The organism is Mediterranea sp. ET5 (genome assembly GCF_023337025.1).
Classification (GTDB): domain Bacteria; phylum Bacteroidota; class Bacteroidia; order Bacteroidales; family Bacteroidaceae; genus Phocaeicola_A.
This window is the reverse complement of record NZ_JAMBLN010000015.1, coordinates 81,345-106,851: the sequence shown is the minus strand read 5'-3', so window position 1 is coordinate 106,851 and position 25,507 is coordinate 81,345. Positions and strand designations below refer to the sequence as shown.

The window sequence follows — 25,507 nt, the reverse complement described above, 5'->3', positions numbered from 1 at the left end:
AATAAAGAACCGCCACGTGCGGAACCGCATGCGTGGTGGTGGGAGAGGTCGGAAAACGAAAGTAGGAAGAAAATCACTTCGTTTTCCTCCTACTCGATTTCTTCCGGTATTTCTGCTCAACGGCGTGACATCCAAGCGAAGAGTGAGCGCATCGAGGGATTGGGGTGGCTTTCTGCCAGTTTTTCCAGTTGGCTCTTGACATGCTTCCATTCGGTTTCGAGCCGCACTTTGCCTGTCGTGTTGCCCGATTTCTCATCGGCGTTCAGGGCGTTTTTCCATGCCTCCATGCAGGAGAGCATCAGGTCGAGCTGCTCGTAGGTGAAGTCCCGGTCGGGCTCGAAGTTGCCGAAGAGCGAGGTATAAAGCGATTGGAAGAAACGTTGGGCTGTGAGTCCCTTGTCCTTCTTTCCGGCATACCACTCGGCGCGTTGCAGCGTCGCGACAGTCTCTTGTGAGAGCAGGTGGGTGAATACGTCCGTCGCAGGCGATGACAGGAGAGTGTGCCTGTTTTCTGTCGTATGCGCCCTGATGTAGGGGTTGTCGAACCGTGTGCTGCCTTCGAAGAAGTACTCCGTCAGCAGGTTCATGGCCTCTTGTTGCATGGTTTCGGGCTGGTCGCTTCCGACGTACCGGGCTATTTCGTTCACATAGCGTCCGTAGAGTTGCATTCCGTTTTTGTAGAGTGTTCTGTAGTCGGCAGGCTGTGTCTTGTCAAGTTTGCGGAATTGCTTTTGCAGGTGTTGCAGTTTTCCGGCGTACAGGTTGAGGAGGTTGGCTTTGGAATCCGTTTTCGGGCGGTTTTCCTTTCTCCATTGGCGTAGCTGGTCTCTGTCTTCATAGCAGTTTTTGGCGTCGGGGAATACGCGATAGCCTGTGGCTGCATCCCAAGCAGAGGATTCGTCCAGCGTGCAGGAAGATTTCAGAAACAGGGGGTCAGGTGATGAAGGGCGCATTCCCAGCATGTCGCCGATGGCACAGAGCAGTTCGCCTTTCAGCAATTCGACCGCCGTTGACGAATCGTTGCGGGCGACGTCTTCCTGCCACCAATAGTCATCCAGCAGGGCGGCTGTGCAGCCGTGTCCCACATTGATGCGGCAGGATAGGATTTCTCCGGTACGCGGATGGCAGATGTAGGAACGTTCCACGTCCGATGTCCCCAGATCATAGGAAAGCAAGGCTTGGCAGGTTGCCGGGTTGTCGTTTTCGGCCAGTTCTTTGAGTTGCAGCGCGTCGCGGAAACCAGCTCGGAGGAATGCGTTGTTCCAAGCCGCAACAGCCTCCCGGACTGCCGGACGGAATCGCTTGGGGAAATGGCGGTCGACACACAAGGTCAGCGGTCGGAGCGGGCGCACGTTCTCCCCTTTGGCATATTTCTGTTTGTCGGCCGGGGACACTTCCATCCGCCAGCGAATCATGAGGGAGTCGGTCACCTTCATGTAGGGGTCTTGCATGTGGTCGCCAAAGGTGAGGCTCTGGAATCCATAGTCTTTCTCCATCAGGCGGACGGACATGTCGTCAGCCGGCAACACACTCACCGTGCAGGAGAGCCACAAGGGCATGGAACCTTCAGGCAACATGGTGATGGCACTGGACACATTGGCACGTTCCGGAGAGTAGCCGTGCCGACGCTGGATGTGGAAGCAGACGCCGTCGGCAAAGGCTGACGCTCCGGTCACGGAAGCATGTTGTGCGTCCAGCCCGCGGATGGGAGTGTAGCTGTAAGAGAACCATTCGCTGCCGGTCGACAGGAGCTTGGTCACGTCGATGACGATGCCTCCTTTCGGAGAGACAGCTTCTGCCGGATAGGTTTGTTCGTTCGCTTCGATGACGGCTTCCTTGAAAGCCTCCGGCATACGGTCGGCGTAGGACGGTTGTGCCAGTGTCACCTGCTTGTTGTCGTCGACTTTCACCCGCACCACGCCCAAGCTCTTCGCCGGACGGTTCACCAAGTCGAAACCGCGGTCGATTTGTGCCGAGATGAGCACTTCGCGTCCCCACACGGAGCGGGGAAATTCCAGATAGACTTTTCCTTTGTGTTGATAGACTGGCAAGATGCCGTCCACCTTTTTCATTCCTTCCTGATGAAAGAAGTCTTTTGTTTGTCCGCTGGGGGTAGCCTGCGGAGTTTGTGCGCAGAGGAACAGAGGACATAGGCATAGGTAGTATAACAACCAATGTTTGAGCATAATGTGTCAGTGTGTTAGTTTGCGATAGCTTGTAGTTTTTCGATGAGTTCCAGGGCTTGTCCCCGGTCTTTGCCCGGAGGTGTTTGGCCGGCGTAGGCTTCAGCCTCCTGTAGCAGGCGTGCACATTCCGCAGTGACTAGGGCAAGCACGTGGCTCGAATGGTTCGAACTGCGTTGCAGGTAGTTTGCCAACTGGTCAATATAAGCCCGCTGGGCTTCAAATTTCAGATCGCTGACGGGGGTGGCAGGTTGTTGCCACTCGGAGAAAAGAGCGGCATGCAGGGAACTGACATATTCTTCGAGCGTGAGAAGGCCTTCCGTGCCGGCGCATTGTGCGCGGCTTATGTCGGCAAAACGGTCGGTGACCCACGGCATCATCTTGTCATAAAAGTTGCGGGCCAGTGTCGTCCGGTCGAGTTCCAACCGGTTGACCAGCTGGGCATCAAAGAGCCATTCCGGCGGAGTGAGCACATAGGATTGCAGATAGTCGATGACCTTCCGGTTGTAGTCTGCCTTTTCCCACACGATGCCCTTTCCGGCTTCGTCCTGTGTGTATCCGCCCAGGTGCATGAGCACTTGTTTGGTCCATTCTGTCAGCATCGTAATCATGTATTGATAACGTCTCTGGCGGACGTGCAGTGACTGTATGTCGGGGCTATCCCAGGCCGCAGGCTGGGAGCACAAGTATTTCAGGTTCTCCACGCCCTGTGTGTTGAAGGCCACGTGGTCGTCACCCAAGTCCTCCGACTGGGCGCGTACGTCGTTGCTCCCGAGAAACCGGTGTTGCAGTTCGCCGGCTGTCTGTTTGAGCCATGCCTGGCGGTTGCGTTCCTGCTCTTCTTCCGTCTTTCCGGGGAAAATGCGGTAGCCGTATTCGATGGCCCAACGGTCGTATTCGCCGATGCGGGCGATGCGGTTGCGCAGGTCGGTCCGGTCGCCGGGGCGCAGCGCATAGTTGCAGCGCATGTAGTCCATGATGGACGACCCCATGCCGTGTCGGGAGAGGAAATCGTTGTCACGCAATTCATCCAGCGAATGGAGGCTGCTGCCGAAGAAGTTGTGTTCCAGTCCCAGTGAATGGCCGATTTCGTGCGTGAAGACCAGCTTCATCAGTTCGTCCATGACGGATTGGGGCAGCTCCACGTCCCAAGCCTGCGGGTCTGCCGCGCCGCATTGGGTGAAATACCAGAGCTGCAACAGGTCGGGAACGGAACTGAAGATGCCTATGTGACAGGCTTTCACTTCGCCCGTGCTGGCCAGGCAAGGAGTAGGGCCGTAGGCATTGGATTGCCCTGACGGTTTCCAGGAGATGTAGGCGTGGCTGTTGTCATAGTTGTAGAAGTTCGGGTCGTCCGTCGGCTCTTTCACCGCGCGGATGGCGTTCTTGAAGCCTGCTTGTTCGAATGCTTCCTGCCAGGCGTCTATCGAGGCCATGATGCACGGTAGCCAGCGGGCTGGAGTGTGGCGGTCGACATAGACCACTATGGGATGTATGGGTTCGACGAGTTCGCCTTGGAAGTAGCGGACACTGTCTTCCGGGGTCAGTTCCAAGCGCCAGCGCTTCATCAGACTGCGTGATGAGGCCCGTAGGGGATTCGTTTGGTACTCCTGCTGCGTGATGCCGAAGTAGGGCATCCCCGACGGACGCACGGGCATAGGATGCTTGGGGAGCAACGACAGGCAGATGCCGACTTCCCATTCGCTTTCACTCGTGCTGGCTTTGCGTCCGGGAGTCATGAACGGGAGCGGGCGATAGGTCAGCCTTTTGCGTATGAGCATACAGTGAGGGAGGGCTTTGACGTCCTTGAGCTGTGTGCGTGAGGCGTCTTCCGTGCCCAGTTCCAGTTCGAAGGCTACGGGTTTCAGTCCCAAGAGTTGGTTGCTTTTCAGCCAGCGGCTCACGTCGATGGTCGTCTGTCCGTCGGATTCGGAGACGATGGGCAGGGTGTCATACAGGCGTTCGTCGCCGCGCAGGCGTGCGATGTTCACGATGGGATCGTCGCTCGTGGCCGGCAGATGGCGGTCGTAGAGCGGGTCGGTCACCCACATTTCACCGTCCACCTTGCGGAAACGCAATATGATAGGCCCGAAGAGGTCGCCCGGGTGGCCATATTTCTTTGTATAGTCCGGCGTCGTGCGGGCCGGGGCTTTCAGCACGGTGGTCGTGAGCATCAAGTCGCGTCCCAGCAGGGAGTCGGGGATGGACCAATGGATGGTCTCGCCTTTGCGTTCCATGCCGAAGAGACCTTCTTGTGCCGGGAGAACCCAGGCGTATCCGACGGCCAGCAAGGTAAATAGTAGTTTTTTCATAATGAGTTTTTGAATGAAGCTTGAAGTAGTCGCGTTGTATGCATTGCCTGTTGCAAAGTCTTGCACTGCCTATTGCAATATGTTGTATTACCTATTGCAAGGTCTTGTATTACCAGTTGCAATGTTTTGCATGACTGATTACATATCTTATGCGACAGAATGCCTTGTGCGTGAGTGCTTATCTCAAGGAAAGAAAGCGTGTGCAGGCTTTTCCGCACGGGCTGTGCCGGGAAGGAACCTGCTCACGCATGTTTCCGGAGGAATGTCACATGCCGTCACTCGGCATGGTTGAATGCAAGATCGACGATGGTGCCGAAGCCGGTGTATTCGAACGTGCTGCCTTCTTCGCGGTTTACGTCGCCAGCTTGCGTCAGCCGCAGCTCGACCACTGTGCCTGTGCCGTCAGCGCGGTTGAAGGCCACGCCGAGGTCGTGGAAATAAGTGCTGTTGTCCATATCCTTGAACTTGAGAGCCACAGCCGTGGCAGCTGCGTCGTCCGTGTATTCGTAGATGAGGCTTACGGCCGGATTGTTGCGGTTGAGGTCTATTTTGTAGACTTTGTTGCCGGTGGCCATGAACAGGATATGTCCGAAGCCCCAAGATGCGGCAAAGTGGCAGTCTGCTGCTTGTGCGCCGTTAGGCAAGCTCAGTTCGTAGAGTCCGGAACAAGTCGGTTCCGCAGCGGATGATGAAAACTCATAGAGCGTGAGCGGGGACGTTCCACCCGTAGCGATGGCATAGGCCCATGTTCCCGTGCTGACGAAGTCGAGCACTTCGATGGAAGCCAGTTCCGGTCCGTTGGCGTCAAACACGTCGGTCAGGGACGGCTCGCCGGATTGGGGGACGGAAGCCGTCTTGGGGATGGCATCGCTCCAGGCACGGCCGTATGCTCTCATGGGCCGTGTGCTCGTGTAGCTGGTCATCATGCCGTCCGAGGAGTTGTAGACATAAGAGAGGAAGCGATGTTTCTTTTCATCGAAAGTCACCCAGTTGCTTCCATATTCCGCCCACTGCTTGGATTCGAGCTGTTCGCCTTCCGGATTGCGCACCGTATAGTAGACGGCATATCCGTCGATGAGCGAATGCCACGTCTTGCCTTGGGCTACGGCCACTTCGCCGTAGTTGCCATAGGCGTAAGTTTCCAAAGCGAGCGGTTGTCCCGTGTCGGCTCCCAGGAGCATCTGTCTGCCGTTGTATGTGGTCTCGAGCGTGGAGGGACGGACGAGTTGCAGGTCGCTGTCGGTCATGATGTGGAGCACGGCTATGGGCGAGGGTGCCATGATGCCCATCGTGTAGTTCCACGAACCGATGCCGTAGTTGTGCTGGGCGTCGATGGACAGGGGTTTTCCTTCCAAGGGGAAGGTTGTGCCGAATTCGCTGGCATACACGTCGGGGAAGATAGTGGCCAGTTCGCCTTCTCCGTCAGCAGCTCCAAGCACACCTTTCCCATCCTGTTCCTGGAGGACGAACCAAGTGCTGCTGAAGGGCAGGACGAGGTTCACGATGCGCTCGGCATACCATTTCGTCCCTTCGCGTTGGTCGGTCACTTCGAGCAGGAGCTTGATGGACTCGATGTCAGAGGGCGTAATGGTCAGCGTGCAGCTTTTGTCAGTGCTGTAGCGATGGAGTTCCGACTTGTGACGGTCGGGGTCGTTGGCCACTTCCTCGGGTGAGCTTTCGCAGATGCGTGTGGCCGACTGCGGGCCTTTATACCACTGGAAGGTGAGGTTTTCTTCATTGGCACCTATCGTTTGCGACAGTGCCGGGGTGATGACCACGGTGACTTCTCCTTCACGCGGCACTCTCACCGCGGTTTCAGGGATGACGATGCCCACTTCGTTGATGTCGTGATAGGAATAGTTGCCTTCATCGTCATAGCAGGCCGTGAATGCCAATGCAAGCGTGAGCATGCCGCAGAGGCTTTTTATGGTTTTTCTCATAGGACTATGCATTTACGTTGGTTTCGGGAAATGTGATTTCTTCATTGTTATCGTCGTAGATGGGATCTCCGCCTTCGGCCTTGTAGGCTTCGTAGGCATCGACGACAGTGGGCAGTTCGTAGTCCATCATGGAGCTGTAGGTCTTGTCGAGCACGTCCATCATGAACATGTATTTAGCATCGCTGTATGTCCCCCAGGCTTCGTCGCGCCAGGTTGAAGGCTTGATCTTGTAAGTGACGTTGACGGTGAGGGTCGAGATGTCGACACGTCCTTTGATAAACTGGTGAGCGGGGTTCGCATAGTCGAACGTCAGCAGACAGCTCTGTGTCGTCGAAGGTTTTTCCGGGCGTTGTGCGACCAGCGGATAGACTTGGATGATGGTGTCGGTCTCACTGTAGGTGTAGGGATTCTCCAGTTGGAGGACCGGCAACTCCGAGTAGCCTTCGCGGGGCTCTGTCTTGAGGCAGAATGTGCGGTTGGCATCCACCAGTCCGCCTTGCAGCTGGGCGTAGAAGTTCAGTTCGAGCGACGTGGTGCCGTTCAGATAGTGTTCATCCGTAAATGTGTAGTTGAGTGTGGTGGCCGAGCTGAATGTGATGGCCATTTCCTGGCCGTAGAGGGCAATTTCCTCTTCCGAACACCCGGTAAGGAAGGAACCTGCCCAAACGAAGCACAAGAGATATAGTAGCTTTTTCATGATTATTGCTGTTTATTGTTGTTACCAAATATGATTTCGTCTTCAGGCAATACCCATTGGTAGTGCTCTGTTTGCATGCCGTTTTCGAAGAGGCAACCATCGAAGGTGGTGAAGTGATGGGCCTTCAGGTAGAAGAACAGTTGGCCTTCGGCAAAATACTCTTTGCGCAACTCGTGCATGATGAGGTTCACGCGCTTGCTGAGCGACGGGTCTTCGCCTGCGGCATAGGGACGGTCATAGTCGACGGTGTTGATTTCATCTTCGTAAGAGATGCCTCGTGCGAAGCGCACTTCATTGAGGGCGTCGGCACTGGTCTGCGGATCGTCGGCGCATTCTGCGATGATGTAATACATCTCCGGCAAACGGATGAGGGGGATGGCATCGGCTCCGTCGGCATTGGTCGACAGGTTCGCCTGGTTGTACTTGAGGCAATACATGAACATGCCTTCGTAGGTCTCTACACTGTTGAAGGCGAAACCGTGTGAGCGCCAGTCTGTGTCGCCTCCGCTGTTGAGGTCATAGAAGGCCTGGAAGTTGGCCCGTGGCGTGACGTAACGGTATTGGATACTTGGTTCGGATGCCATGCTCATGTTGTTGTTCTCCAGGATGTTATCCAAGTCATACACGCTGATGCCGAACACCTGTTCGCGGTAGCGGATAGAGTTGTAGGTGTTGACGTCTTGTGTGGTGTAGAGCGTGAAGTAGTCGGTCGCATCGATGACTTCCTGGGCGTATTGCACGGCCAGGCGGCGGCTTTCGGCATCGCCTTTGTAGCTATAAACCCGTGCCAGCATGGCTTTCACTGCGTAGAGGTTCATGCGGAACTGGCGGTCGACGAGGAACATGTTTTTGTCGGAAAACTCTTCTGATGTGCGGTCGGTGAAGAAGTCGCACGGGTCGTTGTCGGCCAACAAGTCATGTGCTTCCGTCAGGTCAGCCAGAATCTTTTCCACGACATCCGAGGCGGACAACACGGGCGTGGCCTCGTTGTCGAACGTCGTGCGGTAAGGGATGGCTTCCCCATTGGGGTTCTCGCTGAAGATAGGTCCATAGAGGCGGAGCAGGTCGAAGTGCAGGAAGGCACGCAGGCCAAGCGCTTCGCCCTTCATGGTCTCGTAGTAGAGGGGTGTAGTCAGCACGTTGCGATGTTCCTCCAGGTTGGTCAGCAGATTGTTGACATTGGCAATGGTGTTATACATCTTCACGTAGATGCCGTTGATGCGGCTTTCGGCTTCGTCCGTGTAGTCGTAGATGTCCGTTCGGTCTGCATCGTTTGATAGGGAGTGGTCTTCGTAGATGCCGGCCAGTTCGTCCAGATAGCCGTAAGTCAGATTGCGGGCATAAAGCTCCGTGTCGGTCAATTTCAGGTAAATACCCGTCAGGGCGTCCTTGAAGCCATATTCCGTCTCAAATTCTTTGTCTGCCGGAATGGATGTCTTCGGGTCCACATCCAGCCAGTCGTTGCAGGAAGAGAAGGTCAGCAGACCGGCCAATATGTATAGGTATGTCTTTTTCATAATGTGATTGATAGTGGGGTTGTTAGAAAGTCAGATTCAGAGAGAACGTGAAAGTGCGTGCATAGGGATAGTCCAATCCGCGTTCGCGCTTCACGGTCGACAAGTAGAACAAGTCTTCCATGTTGAAGGAGACTTTAGCCGAACTCAGGCTCAGTTTGCTTATGAACGGAGCGTTTTGAGGGTCCATGCGATAGTAGAGCGAAAGTGAACTCCACTGGAACACGTTCTCGTCCATGATGAAGCGTGAAGAGGCTTTCGTGTCGCTGGCCAGATAGTTCAGCGTCTTGAAGCGTGAACGGTCGCCCGGCTTTTGCCACCTCAGGTCCATCACGCGGCGGTCAACGTTGTAAACCAGCGAAGCATTTTCTACTTTGTCGAGCAACGTCTGGTTGTAGACTTGCCCTCCAAACCTGTATTGGAAGCTGACGTCGGCGCCCCAGCCGCGATAGGTGAAGGATGAGTTGATGAATCCTTGCCAGTCAGGCTCGGTGTTGCCGATGGGGACGATGTCCACAGGGTCGTATTCGCCTGTCATGTCGCCATTGCGTTTCTGGAAGATTTCCAGACCGGTCGACGGGTCTATACCCAGCGAGCGGACCACCCAAATGCGGTTGAGCGATTCGCCTTCGACGTAGCGGGAGAGAGGCGTGTCGTCTTGGTTGGCATTGTTCACTTCGTTCATGTGGCGCATGGCTTCAGAGATTTTCAGCAGTTTATCCTTATTGCGCGAACCATTGACAGTGATGGTCCAATAAGCCTGATTGGCACGGTCTTGGTAAGGGATGGCCGAAAGGCTGAATTCGATGCCTTGGTTTTCGATCTTTCCTAGGTTGGCCGGATAGGTGTTGAATCCGAGCGAGGGGGCTAGGGTGATGGACGTGAGCATGTTGTTGGTAATCTTGCGGTACCATTCGATGCGTCCGGTCAGACGTCCGTCCAGGAATCCCATTTCCAATGCCAGGTTCAGGTTGCGTGTCTCCTGCCATTTCAAGTCTTCGTTGGGCATGGCGTAGATTTCAGCACCGGTGACGTCGGATGAGTAGTAAGGCTTCAGCAGGTTGCTGTAGCTGTAATACAAGTGTGCCTGGTAGGGGTCAAATCCCTGTGAACCCGTGATACCGTATGTGCCGCGCAACACGAGGTCGGAGAGGAAGTCGACGTCTTTCAGGAAGTTTTCTTTCTTCAAGTCCCAGCGGAGACCGGCTGACCAGAAGGGCGCCCAGCGGTTGTTTGTACCGAACTGCGACGAGCCGTCCAGACGGATATTGAAGTCGATGGAGTATTTATATTTGTAAGAATAGCCCATGGCTGCCACCCAGCTCAGCAGGCGGCTGGTGCTTTCCAAGCCTTCCATCTTCTCATCATAGCGGCTGCCGAAGAGGATTTCATCCATGTTTTCGTTGGGGAAACCTGTCACATGGGCTGCGTAGCTCTCGCTGGTGGTCTCCTGCATGGTGAAACGTGTGTTTCCTGTGATGTAGTGGATGTTGTTTATCAGTTTGTTGTAGCTCGCAGTCAAGTCCACTTGCCAGTTGAGCGAGGAGCTTTCTGTGCGTGCATAGTCACCCTTCAGTGCCGGGTCTGTGATGTTGGCAAAGGCTGTGTGCTGGGCCGGGCGGAACACGTCGCGGTTGCCTGAACTTTTGGTCAGTGAGAAGTTGCCCACAATGCGCCAGTCTGCATTTGGGTTCCACTCTGCACTGAACAGCTCGGTGAACGACAGGTTCGTGCTCCGGTCTTTGGTCTTGAACGTCGTGTTGTACATCGGGTTGGGGTAGTTGGCCTGGCCGACGTTCAGGTTTGAAAAATCATCCAGATATTGAGGGATTTCTCCGTTTTCATCATAGGCGCGGAGGTAAGGATTGAGCCGGGTGTATTGGCTGAAGCTGCCCCAGGGCGATTCGTCGGCTGTCGAGTTGTCGAGCGTCAGGCGGTTCTTCAGCAGGAATTTCTTGAAACGGTATTGGATGTTGAATTCACCTGTAAACACGTCGCGCTTGCTGTCCTTCATCACGCCCGGCGACATGTTGTAGCCTGCGTAGATGGAGTAGCGCAGGGCTTGGTCGCCACCTTCGAGCGTCAAGGTGTGGCGCTGCTGGAATGCGGTGCGCAGCGGCTTGTCGAGCCAGTAGGTGTTCACGCCGCGTTTCACTTCGTGCAGTTTGCGTTGGTAGAGTTCCAGCTTTTCAGCCGTGATGCCGGAAGCTGTGTACATGCCGGCGGCCCATTCCGTAGCCAGCTTTTCTTCGGCATTCATCAGGTTGTAGTCGGTCAGGTCGGGCGTCTCCACGCGCAACTCTCCGCCGTAGGTCACCCACAGGCGTCCGGCTTTGGGAGTCTTGGTCTCGATGACAATCACGCCGTTGGCTGCTCGCGAACCGTAGATGGCCGTTGCTGCGGCGTCCTTCAGCAGTGTGACGGAGGCCACGCGTTCGGGGTCGAGGTCGACCATCTTCTGCGTGGTCGTCTCGAAGCCGTCGAGGATGATGAGCGGCTGGTTCGGATAAGTCTCGTATTCACCTTGTACGGACAGGAATTCGTTGGATGTCGTGGCGTTGCCCAAGTCCATGTTGGCCTGGCCGCGCAGGCTCATTTCGGGCAATCCGTTGGGGTTTGAACCCAGGTCGATGTTTTCCACGATGCGGAATCCCGGTGCCACGGCTGACAATGCTTTGGCTATGTTTGTCGCGCTGTATTTCTTCAGGTCGTCGCCTTTCAGTGTCACGGCTGATCCCGTGAAGCCTTCTTTCTTACGGTCGAAGATACCGGTCACGACGACTTCTTCCAAGTATTGCGAGTCTGATTCCAAGCGGAAGTTGTAGTTGTCGCCTTTCGCGTTGGCTTTCAGCTCCAGGAGTTTATAACCAAGGAATGAGGCCGTCAGTGATGTCTCGTCGCCCACGGCTGCGACTTGGAAGTTGCCGTCCATGTCAGCACGCGCATAGGTCGACGTGCCGTCTTCGTGCTTGATGGTGATGGTGGCTCCGGCCAGCGGCAGTCCGTCTGTGTCCACCACGGAGCCTTTGATGACCTTTTCTTCGGTTTTTCCCTCTTCTTTCGCAATGGGGCGGATGACGACGATGTCATTCTTGACTGCATACTCGAATCCCAGCGGGCGGAGCACTTTCTGCAACACTTTCTGCCAAGGCTCGTCCTTGGCATTTACGGTCACAGCCGGTGTCTCTTTAAACATTTGTGCGTTGTAAAGGATGTTGATGGAAGTTTGCTCTTTCAGTTCATCCAGAAACTTTTCCATCGACACATTGTTCAGGCGTAGTGTCACGTCGCGGTCCGGCAGGTCGGCCCATACATGCAAGGACATGAAACACATTCCCCAAAGTAGGAATAGTAGTCTTTTTCCTCTCATAAGTTAGAATTTAAATGAATAAATATGTTACGATTCTCTATTTTTAGCTATGCTTTACCCTTATTATACATAAAAGCCCCAAAAGGGTGACAAGTTTAAGCATATTTTTTTCAGTTGGGAGGTCCGGAAGGCGGAATGTCTTCTTTTTTCATTCATGTCGTTCTCTGGAGGCTTCCTTGACGGCTTATTGCCGGAATGGTTTTCCGGATGCCCGGCTATTGGGGACGGAAGGTTTGAATACCAGTTGGTTAGCTTGGAGGGGCTGCTTGCTGGTTTCGGTGGAGGGACGGACTCCTTTCGGCTCTCGGACGGACTCCTATCCGTGGTCGGGCGGATACTTTTCGGTGCTCGGGCGGAATGGAGGCTGCGCGTAGCCGTCTTCTTTCGGAGACAAATGCGGCATTTGGAGACTGGAGGGATGTATGCAATATTTATCATCATCCGCGGTGTGGTTTCATCCTGACTTCAGGATGCTCTGAAAGCTTCTGACGCTTTCAGACGGGACGTATACGGTCGTCGGCGGCTTTTAGTATAGAAAAAAGTACAAAAATACTTTGGACGTATGGAGATGGAAAAAAATAAATGCATATCTTTGGCGAGAAAACATCATTGATTTACGCAATTATGGCCAGCAGAGAGAACGATACAGGAGATGCGTTCATCAGAGGAATCAACCGACAGAACATACAGCATTGGAAAGTGATGTATCGTCATTATTATGCGGCCTTGTGTTCTTATGTGTCCAGGATGCTTGACGACATGAGCGACGAGGTGGAAGACCTCGTGCAGGATGTCTTCTTGGCTATCTGGAACAGCAAACGTCAGTTTGCCAGTCAGGACGAGTTGGTCAATTACCTCTATCGGGCCTGCTATAACAATACGCTGATATACATGCGAAACAATCGTATTCACCATACCATCCTGTCGAACATGGAACAGCCTGAGGCTTGGGACGATTCGGACGAACTCTATGCCTTGGCCTTGCAGGAGGAGCTGATCAGGCAACTTCATTTCTATGTCGACCAGTTGCCCGAGAGCCAGTCGCGCATCATCCGTCTGCGGCTGAAGGGACACACTTGGAACGAGATTGCCGACATCATGCACGTGAGCTTGAACACTGTGAAGACACAGAAGCAGCGGAGTTACAAGTTTCTGAGCGAGCATCTGTCGAAAATCTCCTTCGTGCTGTTTTGCATGCTGATGGGTGGTGGAGACAAAATATAAAGTTATAGCAGGAGTACCAACCACCTTATATATATAGCTTATGCGAAACTTGTTGAATGATGCATCCATATTAAAGAAGTATGTGACAGGAGAGGCCAATAGTGAAGAAGAGGAGAAGGCCTACGGGTTACTGCAAGAACCTGAGGTGAGGAAGCGCTTTGAGGAATTGGGACAACCGGAACGGCTTCAAAAAGTGTTCGGTCGTTCTCCCGTTTCGGGCGAACAGGCTTTCGAACGCTTTGCACAGCAGGTTGGCGTACGGCAGTCCGGCGCGTACCGTCGTGTATTCCGCTATGTGGCGGGGGTGGCAGCGGTCGCTGTGCTGGGTGTTGTTTCGTGGGCTTTGTGGCCCGTGCAGTCAGACGTGGAGGGACTTTCCCTTGCAGGGGCGCTTGACCCCGGCCAGTCGAGGGGAACGCTTGTCTTGGCTGACGGCCGTGAAGTGGAAATCGGAAAAGGCAATCCGGGGGATTTGAGCTTGTCGGACGGCGACGTCACCGTGAGCTACGAGGATGGTTGCTTGTCATATCAAGCCGCTGCGCAGTCGGCCCTTGGCCGCCTTGACCGCCAGCAAGTCGAGTCCTACAACCAGTTTGTCATTCCCAGCGGGGCAGAAAACACATTGCTCCTTTCCGACGGCACACGCGTGAGGCTGAATGCCGAGTCGAAGCTCATTTATCCGGAAGTGTTCGTCGGCACGCAACGTGTGGTCTTCCTGGAAGGTGAAGCCTTCTTCGATGTGGTGTCGGACGAGTCGCATCCATTTATCGTGCAGACGCGAATGGGCGACATCGAAGTGCTTGGGACACGTTTCAATGTCAATGTCTATCCTGAGGACACCGTGTGCTACACCACGCTTGTGGAGGGCCGGGTGGCAGTCAATCTGCCTTCAACGGATGACAGGATGTTTCTTGCTCCGGGCCAACAGGCCGTATTCTCGGGGACGCATGCGGAAAAGCGTGAGGTCAATCTGGAAGAATATGTAGGTTGGGTCGATGGAGTCTATACATTCCGAGACAAGAAGCTTCGTGACATCATGCAGACGTTCGAGCGTTGGTACAACATCGACGTGGTGTACGAAGATGCGTCGCTGGCAGACATACCCTATACGGGAAGTGTGAAACGCTATGAGAGTATACTTCCATTCTTGGAAGCCTTGCAGCTGACCACGGATTTGCACTGCCGCATAGAGGGACGGAACGTTTATTTATCGAAAGCTCAATAATACAATAGTTCGTTAATAAATAGCCGGAGCTAAGCGGTTCTGGCAGTAAATAAAACCAGTTCTTTGAAAAGTTTGTCAATAATATGCGGGTCTGGTTTCATACCGGACACGCAAATAAATCGCTCAAGCATATAGGCGTTGTGAATCATGGACTTGCAGGAGGACACCGAGAATGGCCTTCCCAGTTCCTTGCAGGCCACCTTCGCAAGGTTGATTGCGGAGAAAGATGCGTTGAAGTGGAACTCCAATCGCCGGAGGTCTCTCGCCTGACAATTGGTCAGCCCTGCAAAGGACTTCGCATCGCGGAAGCAGAACTCCAGCTGGAAACGTACTCTATAGCAGTTGATTACATCTTTAGTACTCATGGAGACATCCGTACTGAAGTATATTTGCCACCTGTCGGTCCTGCCCTCAAGAGGATACCATACTGCTATTTTTACGTAGCCTTTGAGGCTCTTGGAGTAGGCTCTAAGGCCGAAGAGTCTTCCGTTGTCTACGGGGATTTCCTCGCACCGCGAGGTGTCAAGGTTGGCAAAATCCACCTTCCCGTCATACAGTTTCGGGCGACCCCGTTTTCCTGTCGGAGACTCTGTTGTAGGGTAGAACAGCACGGCGTCGTTCTTCAAACGGCTGACGACATTGAACTCCTCCTTTACCAAAGGCTGGACAAATGTTTCCTTGGAGAAGAACGCATCTGCAACAATGGTTTTGGTGATGGGAAGCAGCCTGTCTTTCCTTGAAATCAGTTGCTCCCGATACCAATCAATCAGGTTGTAGTCCATATCCTCAAGTGTTATGGAGTCCGGTGTCTGGAAGGAGCCAAGAGTCATACACTCGTGGTTGTCGACATCCATCAGGCCTATGCCCGTCAGCTCCAGACCCTTCTTGGTCTCTCCTGCAGCCCCTGACCAGAACTTCCTAAACTACGGGGTCTTCTTCCCCGACTTCGGAATGTAGCTCGGGTCAACGGCAAGTGCCAGAAATGAGCCCGTACAGACCTTCTTGGCAAGATGCTGATTGAAGTCAAACCAGTCAAAGTTGCCTTTCGTGAATGTGTTTCGGTATGTTTGTTCGGAGAACTGTCCGTACCGTCCCATCTGAAGGAAATTAATCTTGCCAAAATGTATTCGTAAATCAAAAGCAACTTGATGCTTTGACTCTGACAGCTGATCGTTTCGAAGTCCCTTTTGAAGGGGGAAATGTGGATGTAGAGGTTAAGTCCAATATTGATTATGAAGTATTGATTGATGAAAAGTCTCAAAGCTGGATTCATCTGGACAATACTCCTTCCAGCCGTGCTTTGACTTCTACTCATCTTAAGTTTCAGATTGATGCCAGTCAAGACTATGAGAAACGTGAAGGAACCATAACCATCAAAAGTGGTGAAAAACGTGAGACAGTCACAATTTATCAGGCAGGTGAAGGAATATTGACTCTGACAGCGAGAGAGTTCCAATTGGATAATTCCGAGCAGGATATTAAGATTGAAGTCAGCAGTAACTTTGAGTATTCCATAGATATGCCGAATGTTGACTGGATTTCGGAGGTCAAGGCTCAAACCCGTGGTCTTTCTACTCATACCATAAACTTGCATGTAGCAGAAAATAAGAGCTATGATGACCGTTCTGCTACATTACGTTTGTTTGATGCGAATAGTGAATTGTCTGAGGAAGTTCGTATTGTTCAAAGTCAGAAGAACGCACTTGTTGTGGAGACGAAAGAGTTTGAATTTGATGAGTCAGGTGGAACCTTTACAGTGAATCTGCGTTCGAATGTGAATTATAAGGTTCAAATCAGCGATTATTGGATTACCGAAGCACCTGCTACACGCGCATTGGTTGACGGCAGCCATACATTCATTGTTGCCCTTCAATATGAAGGTTATGACAGGCAAACGGAAATAGTGTTTTCCGATGCTTCCACAGAAGTATCAGAGGTTGTTACGGTGAAGCAGCATTGCAGTATGCTTTTTGATTCTTCTACTCTTCAGTTGATAATAGATAACAGCCACCAATTGACATTGACTAACCGGACGGACCAGGACATACGTTGGGAGAGTTCTGATCCATCAGTGGCAAGTGTAGATGCTTCCGGAAGGATCACAGCTCTTTCCCGGGGAACGGCGAATATTACAGCTACTACATTGGATGGCAAGCATACTTGTCAGTGTACGGTCTCTGTCAAGGATATCACCGATTTTATATTGGCTCGTTATACTGGTGGAAGCACTATAAACAATGGTGGGTGGATTCTTCAAGGTAGTCAGTTTAATTGGGATTTTGTGAACAAAAGTTCTGAAACTGTCATTTTGAAGAGTCTGCAATTGATTGATGGACATGGAGGTTTCGGAGCTTTGCATCCTTTTCAGGACGTTGTAGGACCTTATCAAACAGTTAGCTATACTTCTACTATCGGTTACGTCGGTATTTACGCTCCTGTGACTTGTCGTTTTACCTATGAATATAAGGGAAAGGAATATACTGTGGATGTAAACGAGAATGATAAGATTGATTGGACTGATTGGCTCAGCTAGCTCTCTCTTGGAACTCTGTCTGCATGACATGAAATGAAAAAGACAAGTGTTTGATGAAGGGAACATAAGCCTTTGATTCATCAAACGCTTGTCTTTGGTCTATCCAACGCTTATGTTTACTGCACCAAACTGAAGTGTTGGCGGAGGCTAACATGGAAGTTGCCACGTTGGAAGCGCCGATGTGGCATAATCAGAGTATCTTATTTGTTAGAGCGGCGGCTCTATTCTCAGAATCCGTAAAACCGTTACAATCTTCCGTGAAATTGTTATATTCTTTTACATCCTATGCCGTTATTTTTGTACCAACAAAAGAAGCGTTATGAATACGGATAATCAAATGAACAGAAGGGACTTTATCAAGACTTCCGTTGTGACGGGAGGAGCATTGCTTGCTTCCACGGCAATACCGGGACGGGCGATGAATCTGTTGCAAGACCAGAAGAATGGAAACAGGTTTACCAATGATGATTTATTGGAAGGCGTGTGCGACATCCATTTGCATTGCCACCCTGACTCGCGGGAGCGGTCGGTGGATGAATATGGCTTTATGAAAGATGCGATGGCTGCCGGTTACCGTGCCGTGATGTTCAAGTCCAACGACTTCAGTTGTCACGATCGGGCGTATATCATCCGTCAGGCATTGCCGGGTGCGGAGTGCTTCGGCAGTTTCTGCATGAACCGGGTGCATGGCGACAGGGTGAATGCGTTTGCAGCGCAAAAGGCGGTCGAGACGAGCGGAGGATTGTGCCGCTGCATCTGGATGCCGACATTGGATGCCGCCTACCAATACAGACACGAAGGATTGTATCTTGAAATTGCTATCTGCCGGAGTTTCCCAAAGTGACATAGACTTGCTTGTACGCAGTAATCCGGCATGGCTGATAGGTTTGGATAAATAAAAAGTAAGAATATGGACAGACGTGATTTTATCAAAAGCGGACTTCTTGCCGCAGCCGTAGGAGCGATGAGCGGTCCGAAAGCCATCGCGCAGGAAGCCGAAAAGCAAATGGCGAGGGAACAGTTGTCGAAAGACATCCTCAACTACAATCCGCAGATGCAGTACCGCCCGATGGGGCGCACGGGAGTGAATGTGTCGGCATTGGGATTCGGGATGCTGCGTCTGCCGATGAAGAACGGACACGTGGATTTCGACCAGACTACGCCGATGGTACGCCGTGCCATTGAAGGCGGCGTGAACTACATCGATACGGGGCGCGTCTATCTCGGCGGAGAGAGCGAACAGGCGGTAGGCAAAGCCCTTGCAGGTGGTTGGCGCGACCGGGTGTATGTCACGTCCAAGATGCCGTGGTGGGAGATGCAGTCAGCAGACGACTTCGAGAAGTTCTTCGACCAGTCGCGCCGCACCATCGGCACGGATGTCATCGACTTCTACCACATCCACATGATCATGCACCGCGCGTGGAAGGACTACGTGCTGCCCTACAAGCTCATCGAAAAGATGGAGCGGCTGAAGGCGCAGGACAAGATACGCTTCATGGGCTTCTCCTTCCACGACAGCCTGCAACTCTTCAAGCGGGTGGTGGAATACACGCCTGCCTGGGACTTCTGCCTCATCCAGCACAACTACCTGGACTATGAATACGAGGCTGGCGTGCTCGGTCCGAAGTATGCTGCCGCCAACGGTATGGGACTGGCGGTGATGAAGCCCGTCCGCACGGGATTCCTCGCTAACCTGCCACAGCCGATGCGTGACGCACTTGCCTCCACGGGCATCCACAAGCCTGACACCGAGTGGGCGTTGGATTACCTGTGGGACATTCCTGAAGTCAGTGTGGCGGTGAGCGGCATGGGCAGTATGGCGGATGTGGAAGAGAACCTGAAGTATGCAGCCAAAGCTCGCCCCAACATGCTTACCCCTGCCGAGCGCGAGGCATTGGGTGCGGCTATCTACGCCTACCGTCATGCGCCGGGGCACATCGACTGCACGGGCTGTTACCAGTGCATCCCCTGTCCGCACAATGTCGCCATCGGCTACATCTTCGCCTACGTGTACAACAACTATATCCTGCACAAAAATAAAGAAAGGGCGATGGCGGACTACACCGTCTCGATGTCGCCCGTGCAGCGCGGCGACCCTGCATCTTCGTGCGTCGCCTGTGGCGAGTGTCTGGCGAAGTGTCCGCAGCATTTGGACATTCCTAACCTCCTGGCAAGGGTGAAGGAGACAATGGGGAAATAACAAGGTAATTCTAAATCAATTATTAAGATAGTATGACAATCAATGAATTCAAAGACCATGTAAAGACCGGCCGTGGTCTTGACACCGAAGGGATACATCAGTTTATGGACGAGATGAGCGATGCCGCACGCCAGATTACTTTCCGACTGAATGCAGCTTATCACACCCCGGAGGAAGTGCGTGCGCTTCTTTCGGAACTGTTCGGTTACGAGGTACCTTCATCGTTGCGTGTCTTTCCACCATTCTACACGGATTTCGGTAAGAACATCACTATCGGGGAGAATGTCTTTATCAATGCCTGCTGCCATTTTCAGGATCATGGCGGCGTTGTCATTGGCGACGGATGTCAGATAGGGCACAATGTCGTGTTCGCCACGCTGAACCATGGCTTGTCACCGGAAGACCGGAAGCATACTTATCCGGCTCCGATCGTATTAGGCAAGAATGTATGGGTCGGCTCGAACTCGACGATCCTGCAAGGCGTGACCATCGGCGACAATGCAGTCGTGGCAGCCGGTGCGGTTGTGACTAAAGATGTACCGGCTAATGTGGTGGTCGGTGGTGTCCCGGCAAAGATTATCAAGAAAATAACAGTGGAGGAATGAATGGCAACGTCCTATTTTCAGTGATACGGGTACACACCTCCGAGTTATCGTTACGGGCATTTCATCCGTCCTGTACTACCTTTGCGTCAGAATCAAAAGACATAAAAAGAACAATGAAAACGAATCTTACTTACGACATGTACGTTCCTACCCGCGTGATGTTCGGGGCAGGGATGCTGGACAAACTGAGTGAGCAACCGATGCCGGGCAAACGTGCCCTCATCGTCATCTCCAACGGTAAATCGACTCGTGCCAACGGTTATCTGTCGCTCACGGAAGAACAATTGCACAAGGCAGGCGTGGAGACTTTCTTGTTCGACGGCGTGATGCCCAATCCTACCGTAGGCAATGTCAATGCCGGAGCAAAAGTTGCCCGCGAGAACGGCTGCGACTTCCTCGTGGCGTTGGGTGGCGGAAGCGTAATGGACTGCACAAAAGCCATTGCGGTAATGGCTACCAACGACGGCGAACTGTGGGACTACGTGCCCATCGGCTCTGGCAAAGGACAACCGATTGCCGTGAAGCCGCTGCCCATCATTGCCATCACCACTACCGCCGGAACAGGTTCGGAAACGGATAATTCGGGTGTCATCACCAAAGAAGATACCTTCGAGAAAGCCTTTGTAGGCGACAACTCTCTGTACCCCGTCCTTTCCATCGTGGACCCGGAACTGATGGCAAGCGTGCCGCCGACATTCACCGCCTACCAAGGTTTCGATGCCTTGTTTCACAGTACGGAAGGTTACATTGCCCGTGGTGCGAACCTGATGAGCGACATGTATGCCCTGACCGCTATTGAGAACCTCGCCAAGTATCTACCCCGCGCCGTGAAGAACGGCAAGGATATGGAAGCGCGGACCCATGTGGCTTTCGGCAATACTCTGTCCGGTGTAGTGATGTGCCTCACGCTCATTACCAGCGAACACGCTCTTGAACACGCGCTTTCCGCCTACCATCCGGCACTGCCCCACGGCGCAGGTCTGATTATGGTTAGCAAGGCGTATTACAAATACTTCATCGAGCACCACGCCTGTGATGACCGTTTCATCCGCATGGCACAAGCGATGGGGATGCCTGAAGCCACGAAGCCCGAAGACTTCCTCACCGCCCTCACCCGCTTGCAGGAGGCTTGCGGCGTGGCAGACTTGAAGATGTCCGACTACGGCATCACGCCCGACGAGTTCGAGACGCTGATGCGCAACACCCGCGAGGTGATGGGCGTGATGTTCACCAGCGACCGTGTGCAGATGACGGACGAGGACATTGTGAATGTCTATAAGGAATCCTATAAATAACTTTCGGGACGCAAGACGGAACAGGTGATACAGAATATTGAAAGTCAATAAGTAGGACGATAGAAGAGTTCAATATGATACGATATCTATTAACCGCATTGCTTCTGTTCGGATTGCTGTCATGCGGTGGGGCAGGCAAGGAAACACAACCGGGCATGTGTGCCAAGCAACAGATGGCTGCAACCTTTCCGTAGACTGTGATTCCTCGCCTGCCGACCCGCAGATGGGTGACATCGGCATCCTTGCCTCGCTCGATCCGGTTGTGCTCGACAAGGCCTGCACTGACCTCGTACGTTCATCGGAAGACCACGGCAAAATCCATCTGATAGAACGCATCGACTCTCGTCAGGGAATGCACACGCTTGATTATGCCGAACAGATAGGGCTTGGCAGTCAACAATACGAACTGGTAAGGCTGGACTGACGTTATAAAAGAGGACTTGTTTATGAGGAAGCTGATCATGATGATATGCCTGATGCTGTCGGTCTTTACTCCTGCAGCTCAGGCGCAGTTAAAAACAACGGACAATCAAAATAAGACGAATATGGAAAGCAACACTATTAAACTGACCGTAGAGGGTGGGAAGACATTTACTGCCACATTGGAGGACAATTCTTCCGCACAGGTACTGAAAGAGCATCTTGCCAAAAGAAACATCACCGTGGAAATGAACGACTACGGTGATATGGAAAAGGTGGGTTCGCTCGGCATCAGCCTGCCGAGAAATGACCGGCAGACTACGACAGGACCGGGCGACATCATCCTTTATTTAGGGAACAACCTTGTTATTTACTATGACACCAATTCGTGGAACTTCACGCGCATCGGCAAGATTGACGGAGTTTCGACCCGCAAGGAAATGCGGGACTTGCTCGGCGGTGCCGGAAAAATCTCCGTAACCCTGTCACTGGAATAATCCCTGCCAATTGCTTTATCGGATATGAAAAGGAAGAGGTGTATGGTCGTAGGAGGTATAATCGTGTGCATCTTGGCGGTGGCGGTCATTGGCATATTTGCCTTTCTCCGTCAACCGTCATTCGGTAAATTGCCTTCCGGTGAAAGGCTGGAGCGCATCAGACGCTCTCCCAACTACCAAGGCGGTCAGTTCCGAAATCTCCAGCCTACAGCCATGATGACCGGAAAGAAGAGCCGTTGGCAGGCGTTGTGGGAGTTTGTCGTTTCCGACAGGAGTGGTTTATATCCGGAGAAACCTGTACCATCGGTCAAGACAGACTTGAAACAGTTGCCACGGACGGAAAATCTGATGGTATGGTTTGGGCATTCCTCCTACCTGTTGCTGATGGACGGAAAGCGGTTCCTTGTGGATCCCGTGTTCCATGCGGCATCCCCCGTACCGTTCATCAACAGACCGTTTTCCGGAACTGACATTTACAAGCCCGAAGACATGCCGGATATAGACTATCTCGTCATCACGCACGACCATTGGGATCATTTGGACTACCGGACGGTAAAGGCTCTGAAAGACAGGATTGGCAAAGTGGTCTGCCCGTTGGGTGTGGGCGAGCATTTTGAGCATTGGGGATACAGGAAAGAACAGCTGATAGAACTGGGCTGGGAAGAAAAGGCCGCACCGGAATCGGGAGTTACGATACATTGCCTGCCCACGCGCCATTTTTCCGGACGCGGACTGACAGCAAACCAGACCTTGTGGGCATCGTTCCTGCTTGAGACCTCGTCCTTGTCCGTATTCATCGGAGGAGACGGAGGATATGGGACTCATTTTGCCCGGATAGCCTCACAGCATCCCGACATAGACTGGGCGATACTGGAAAACGGGCAATATAGCGGAGACTGGAAATATATCCATACCATGCCCGATGAATTGGCACGGGTGGCGAGAGATTTGAAAGCCCAGCATATTGTCACTGTTCATCATTCCAAGTTCGCCTTGTCGAAACATACTTGGGATGAGCCACTGCGTAATGAAGAGCAACTCAGGCAAGATTCAGTGGACATAGCGACAATTGTAATCGGAGGACTCATAAATTTGGGAAAACATAACTTGGAACAATAACATAAAAGAAAGGAAAAACAATTATGACTCTTGAAGAATTCAGGGACTTTGTAAAAACCGGCAAGCCGTTGGACACGGAAAACATTCATCGCTTTATGGACGAGATGAGCGATGCCGCACGCCAGATTACTTTCCGGCTGAATGCAGCTTATCATACTCCGGAGGAAGTGCGTGCGCTTCTTTCGGAACTGTTCGGTTACGAGGTACCTCCATCGTTGCGTGTCTTTCCACCATTCTACACGGATTTCGGTAAGAATATCACTGTCGGGGAGAATGTCTTTATCAATGCCTGCTGCCATTTTCAGGATCATGGCGGCGTTGTCATTGGCGACGGATGTCAGATAGGGCACAATGTCGTGTTCGCCACGCTGAACCACGGCTTGTCAGCGGAAGACCGGAAGCACACTTATCCGGCTCCGATCGTATTGGGCAAGAATGTATGGGTCGGCTCGAACTCGACGATCCTGCAAGGCGTTACCATCGGCGACAATGCAGTCGTGGCAGCCGGTGCGGTTGTGACTAAAGATGTGCCGGCGAATGTGGTGGTCGGTGGTGTCCCGTCAAAGATTATCAAGAAAATAACAGTGGAGGAATGATTATGCAAACCATCAAATTACACAACGGAGTGGAAATGCCGATGGAAGGCTTCGGCGTGTTCCAAGTATCAGACCTGAATGTCTGCGAACAGGCAGTATCGGATGCCATTGCCACGGGCTACCGACTGATAGACACGGCATCTTCCTATAAGAACGAAACGACGGTAGGCGCGGCCATCCGCAAATCGGGGCTGCTTCGTGAGGATTTGTTCGTCACCTCCAAAGCGTTTATCAACGAGATGGGGTATGAACAGACAAAGGCTGCTTTCCAACGGACACTCGATAATCTGGGTTTCGATTATCTGGATTTATATCTCATCCACATGCCTTTTGGCGACTATTACGGCGCGTGGCGGGCAATGGAGGAACTGTACAAGGAGAGGCGCATTCGAGCCATCGGCGTGAGCAACTTCCAGAGCGACCGCATTATCGACCTCTGCTATACGGCTGAAGTCAAGCCGATGGTGAACCAACTGGAACTGCATCCGTTCTACCAGCGGGAAGAGGAACTTGCCATTTTGCGCGAGTACGGCATCGTGCCGCAGGCGTGGGCGCCTTTCGCCGAAGGGATGAACGGGATGTTCACCAATCCCGTGCTGAAAGGCATCGCCGAGCGGCACGGCAAAACAGTGGCGCAAGTCATCCTCCGTTGGAACGTGCAGCGGGGTGTGAGCATCATTCCGAAATCCATCCATCGCAACCGAATGGAAGAGAACCTCGCCATTTGGGACTTCGAGCTGTCAGTAGAGGATATCGAACAGCTCGCATCGCTCGACCTTGCCCGTCCGCAGATGCTCGACCCGCGCAAGCCGAGCGAGGTGCATCGGTTGTTCAACTATCTGGAAAATCCCGTGTTGACGAGCCTGTAACGGCGAAGAATAGAAAAGAAACGGCGGGGACAGTGCTTGTCGGCGCTGATAAGGGCTGTCTCCACGCTGTTTTCATCCGGTAACGCTTGCCCCCGCTCTCCATGTTTCCCTACCTTCGCAGAAATATTGAAAATATGGCACCATTTATCCTTTGCCTATGGCAGAAACAGGCATTCCAGCTTTGGTAAATTACTGATTAGGTCACGTCCCCTTTTCTCTTATCTTCAAACTTTCCACAAACTATCGTTCTACTTTTCTATCGGATGCGATAATTTTGTATCGCCCTAATCATTAAGGAGGATTTATTTATGTGGAAATACTACGCCCTGCTTTCGGCATTCTTCGCCGCGCTGACCGCCATCTTCGCCAAGGTGGGAGTCAGGGACATCAATTCGGATTTGGCGACCGCCATACGTACGACGGTGATACTTTTTATTACGTGGGGTATCGTCTTATTCGGCTCGCACGTGGACGAGATAAGGGACATCCCGCGCCATTCGTGGCTGTTCCTCGTGTTGAGTGGAGCGGCAACGGGGCTTTCGTGGCTGTTCTACTTCAAGGCGTTGCAGACGGGCGACGTGTCGCGCGTGGCGCCGATTGACAAACTAAGCGTGGTCATCACCATCTGCCTGTCGTTCTTGTTCCTGAAAGAGGAAGTCAGCCTGCGGGTTGTGGTCGGCGCATTGTTGATAACCTGTGGAAGCATCATTATGTTACTGAAATGAAACTGTTGCTTATCGAAGAGTCCGCTCCATCTGCAAGTACATCCCTAACAATAAGAAAGAAATAATGGGGACCTATGTAAATGGTTAGATAAAAGTAAAACGATAGTCTGTATCAATTTTTCTTTTCCATGTCAAATTTTCTTCCTGCCATTCGCCCATCATCAACCCCTCCTGCACCCTGCC

18 protein-coding genes and 2 pseudogenes are annotated in these 25,507 nt (G+C 52.6%); 13 read left to right on the top strand and 7 right to left on the bottom strand.

The genetic code is table 11. The annotated features are described in order from the left end of the window. Positions 1–116 precede the first annotated feature (116 nt). From M3087_RS10145 to M3087_RS10120, 6 genes are all read right to left on the bottom strand, one after another. Complete coding sequence (locus tag M3087_RS10145) at positions 117–2,186, bottom strand: zinc-dependent metalloprotease (protein WP_249095468.1); 2,070 nt, start codon at positions 2,184–2,186, stop codon at positions 117–119. A gap of 14 nt (positions 2,187–2,200) precedes the next feature. Then, positions 2,201–4,495 carry a zinc-dependent metalloprotease gene (locus M3087_RS10140; protein WP_249095467.1) on the bottom strand — a complete coding sequence of 765 codons (2,295 nt, stop codon included), beginning with the start codon at positions 4,493–4,495 and terminating at the stop codon, positions 2,201–2,203. A 275-nt stretch (positions 4,496–4,770) separates the two neighbouring features. Continuing rightward, the gene (locus M3087_RS10135) at positions 4,771–6,435 is read right to left on the bottom strand and encodes a PKD-like family lipoprotein (RefSeq protein ID WP_157948261.1); all 1,665 of its coding nucleotides are present in this window, start codon (positions 6,433–6,435) and stop codon (positions 4,771–4,773) included. Positions 6,436–6,439: 4 nt separating this feature from the next. Then, entirely contained in the window at positions 6,440–7,132 is a 693-nt protein-coding gene (locus tag M3087_RS10130; protein ID WP_022384449.1) for a DUF4843 domain-containing protein, read from the bottom strand. A gap of 2 nt (positions 7,133–7,134) precedes the next feature. Beyond that, a complete protein-coding gene (locus M3087_RS10125) occupies positions 7,135–8,649 on the bottom strand; it encodes a RagB/SusD family nutrient uptake outer membrane protein (RefSeq protein ID WP_249095465.1) in 1,515 nt (504 codons plus the stop codon). Between the two features lie 22 nt (positions 8,650–8,671). Beyond that, the gene (locus M3087_RS10120; RefSeq protein WP_234395755.1) at positions 8,672–11,905 is read right to left on the bottom strand and encodes a SusC/RagA family TonB-linked outer membrane protein; all 3,234 of its coding nucleotides are present in this window, start codon (positions 11,903–11,905) and stop codon (positions 8,672–8,674) included. Positions 11,906–12,640: 735 nt separating this feature from the next. On the opposite strand from M3087_RS10120, the gene M3087_RS10115 reads away from it, so the two are divergent. Both M3087_RS10115 and M3087_RS10110 read left to right on the top strand, forming a co-directional pair. Continuing rightward, the gene (locus M3087_RS10115; RefSeq protein ID WP_249095463.1) at positions 12,641–13,240 is read left to right on the top strand and encodes a sigma-70 family RNA polymerase sigma factor; all 600 of its coding nucleotides are present in this window, start codon (positions 12,641–12,643) and stop codon (positions 13,238–13,240) included. Between the two features lie 40 nt (positions 13,241–13,280). Continuing rightward, the gene (locus tag M3087_RS10110; protein ID WP_249095461.1) at positions 13,281–14,465 is read left to right on the top strand and encodes a FecR family protein; all 1,185 of its coding nucleotides are present in this window, start codon (positions 13,281–13,283) and stop codon (positions 14,463–14,465) included. A 29-nt stretch (positions 14,466–14,494) separates the two neighbouring features. On the opposite strand, the pseudogene M3087_RS10105 reads toward M3087_RS10110, so the two are convergent. Then, positions 14,495–15,580: pseudogene (locus M3087_RS10105) on the bottom strand (transposase); the annotation flags it as partial. 38 nt (positions 15,581–15,618) lie between these two features. Here M3087_RS10105 and M3087_RS10100 point away from each other — a divergent pair. The 11 genes and pseudogenes from M3087_RS10100 to M3087_RS10050 all read left to right on the top strand — a co-directional run bounded on the left by M3087_RS10100 (position 15,619) and on the right by M3087_RS10050 (position 25,324). Continuing rightward, positions 15,619–16,998 (top strand): BACON domain-containing protein, encoded by a 1,380-nt coding sequence (locus M3087_RS10100; RefSeq protein ID WP_249095457.1) that lies wholly within the window; start codon positions 15,619–15,621, stop codon positions 16,996–16,998. Between the two features lie 337 nt (positions 16,999–17,335). After that, complete coding sequence (locus tag M3087_RS10095) at positions 17,336–17,842, top strand: DUF6282 family protein (RefSeq protein ID WP_249095455.1); 507 nt, start codon at positions 17,336–17,338, stop codon at positions 17,840–17,842. A gap of 66 nt (positions 17,843–17,908) precedes the next feature. Next, positions 17,909–19,198 carry an aldo/keto reductase gene (locus M3087_RS10090; protein WP_249095453.1) on the top strand — a complete coding sequence of 430 codons (1,290 nt, stop codon included), beginning with the start codon at positions 17,909–17,911 and terminating at the stop codon, positions 19,196–19,198. Between the two features lie 32 nt (positions 19,199–19,230). Beyond that, on the top strand, positions 19,231–19,803 hold the full coding sequence (locus tag M3087_RS10085; protein ID WP_249095452.1) for a DapH/DapD/GlmU-related protein: 573 nt from the start codon (positions 19,231–19,233) through the stop codon (positions 19,801–19,803). Positions 19,804–19,916: 113 nt separating this feature from the next. Then, entirely contained in the window at positions 19,917–21,098 is a 1,182-nt protein-coding gene (locus tag M3087_RS10080) for an iron-containing alcohol dehydrogenase (RefSeq protein WP_249095449.1), read from the top strand. Positions 21,099–21,279: 181 nt separating this feature from the next. Beyond that, positions 21,280–21,522, top strand: a pseudogene (locus tag M3087_RS10075) (ferredoxin); the annotation flags it as partial. A gap of 22 nt (positions 21,523–21,544) precedes the next feature. Then, positions 21,545–22,015, top strand: coding sequence for a cyclophilin-like fold protein (locus M3087_RS10070; protein ID WP_249095447.1), 471 nt, complete (start codon positions 21,545–21,547; stop codon positions 22,013–22,015). A gap of 42 nt (positions 22,016–22,057) precedes the next feature. Continuing rightward, entirely contained in the window at positions 22,058–23,134 is a 1,077-nt protein-coding gene (locus M3087_RS10065; protein WP_249095445.1) for an MBL fold metallo-hydrolase, read from the top strand. A gap of 23 nt (positions 23,135–23,157) precedes the next feature. Beyond that, positions 23,158–23,730 carry a DapH/DapD/GlmU-related protein gene (locus M3087_RS10060; protein ID WP_249095443.1) on the top strand — a complete coding sequence of 191 codons (573 nt, stop codon included), beginning with the start codon at positions 23,158–23,160 and terminating at the stop codon, positions 23,728–23,730. A 2-nt stretch (positions 23,731–23,732) separates the two neighbouring features. Continuing rightward, a complete protein-coding gene (locus tag M3087_RS10055) occupies positions 23,733–24,599 on the top strand; it encodes an aldo/keto reductase (protein ID WP_249095441.1) in 867 nt (288 codons plus the stop codon). 308 nt (positions 24,600–24,907) lie between these two features. Continuing rightward, a complete protein-coding gene (locus M3087_RS10050) occupies positions 24,908–25,324 on the top strand; it encodes an EamA family transporter (protein WP_022384624.1) in 417 nt (138 codons plus the stop codon). Positions 25,325–25,507 lie beyond the last annotated feature (183 nt).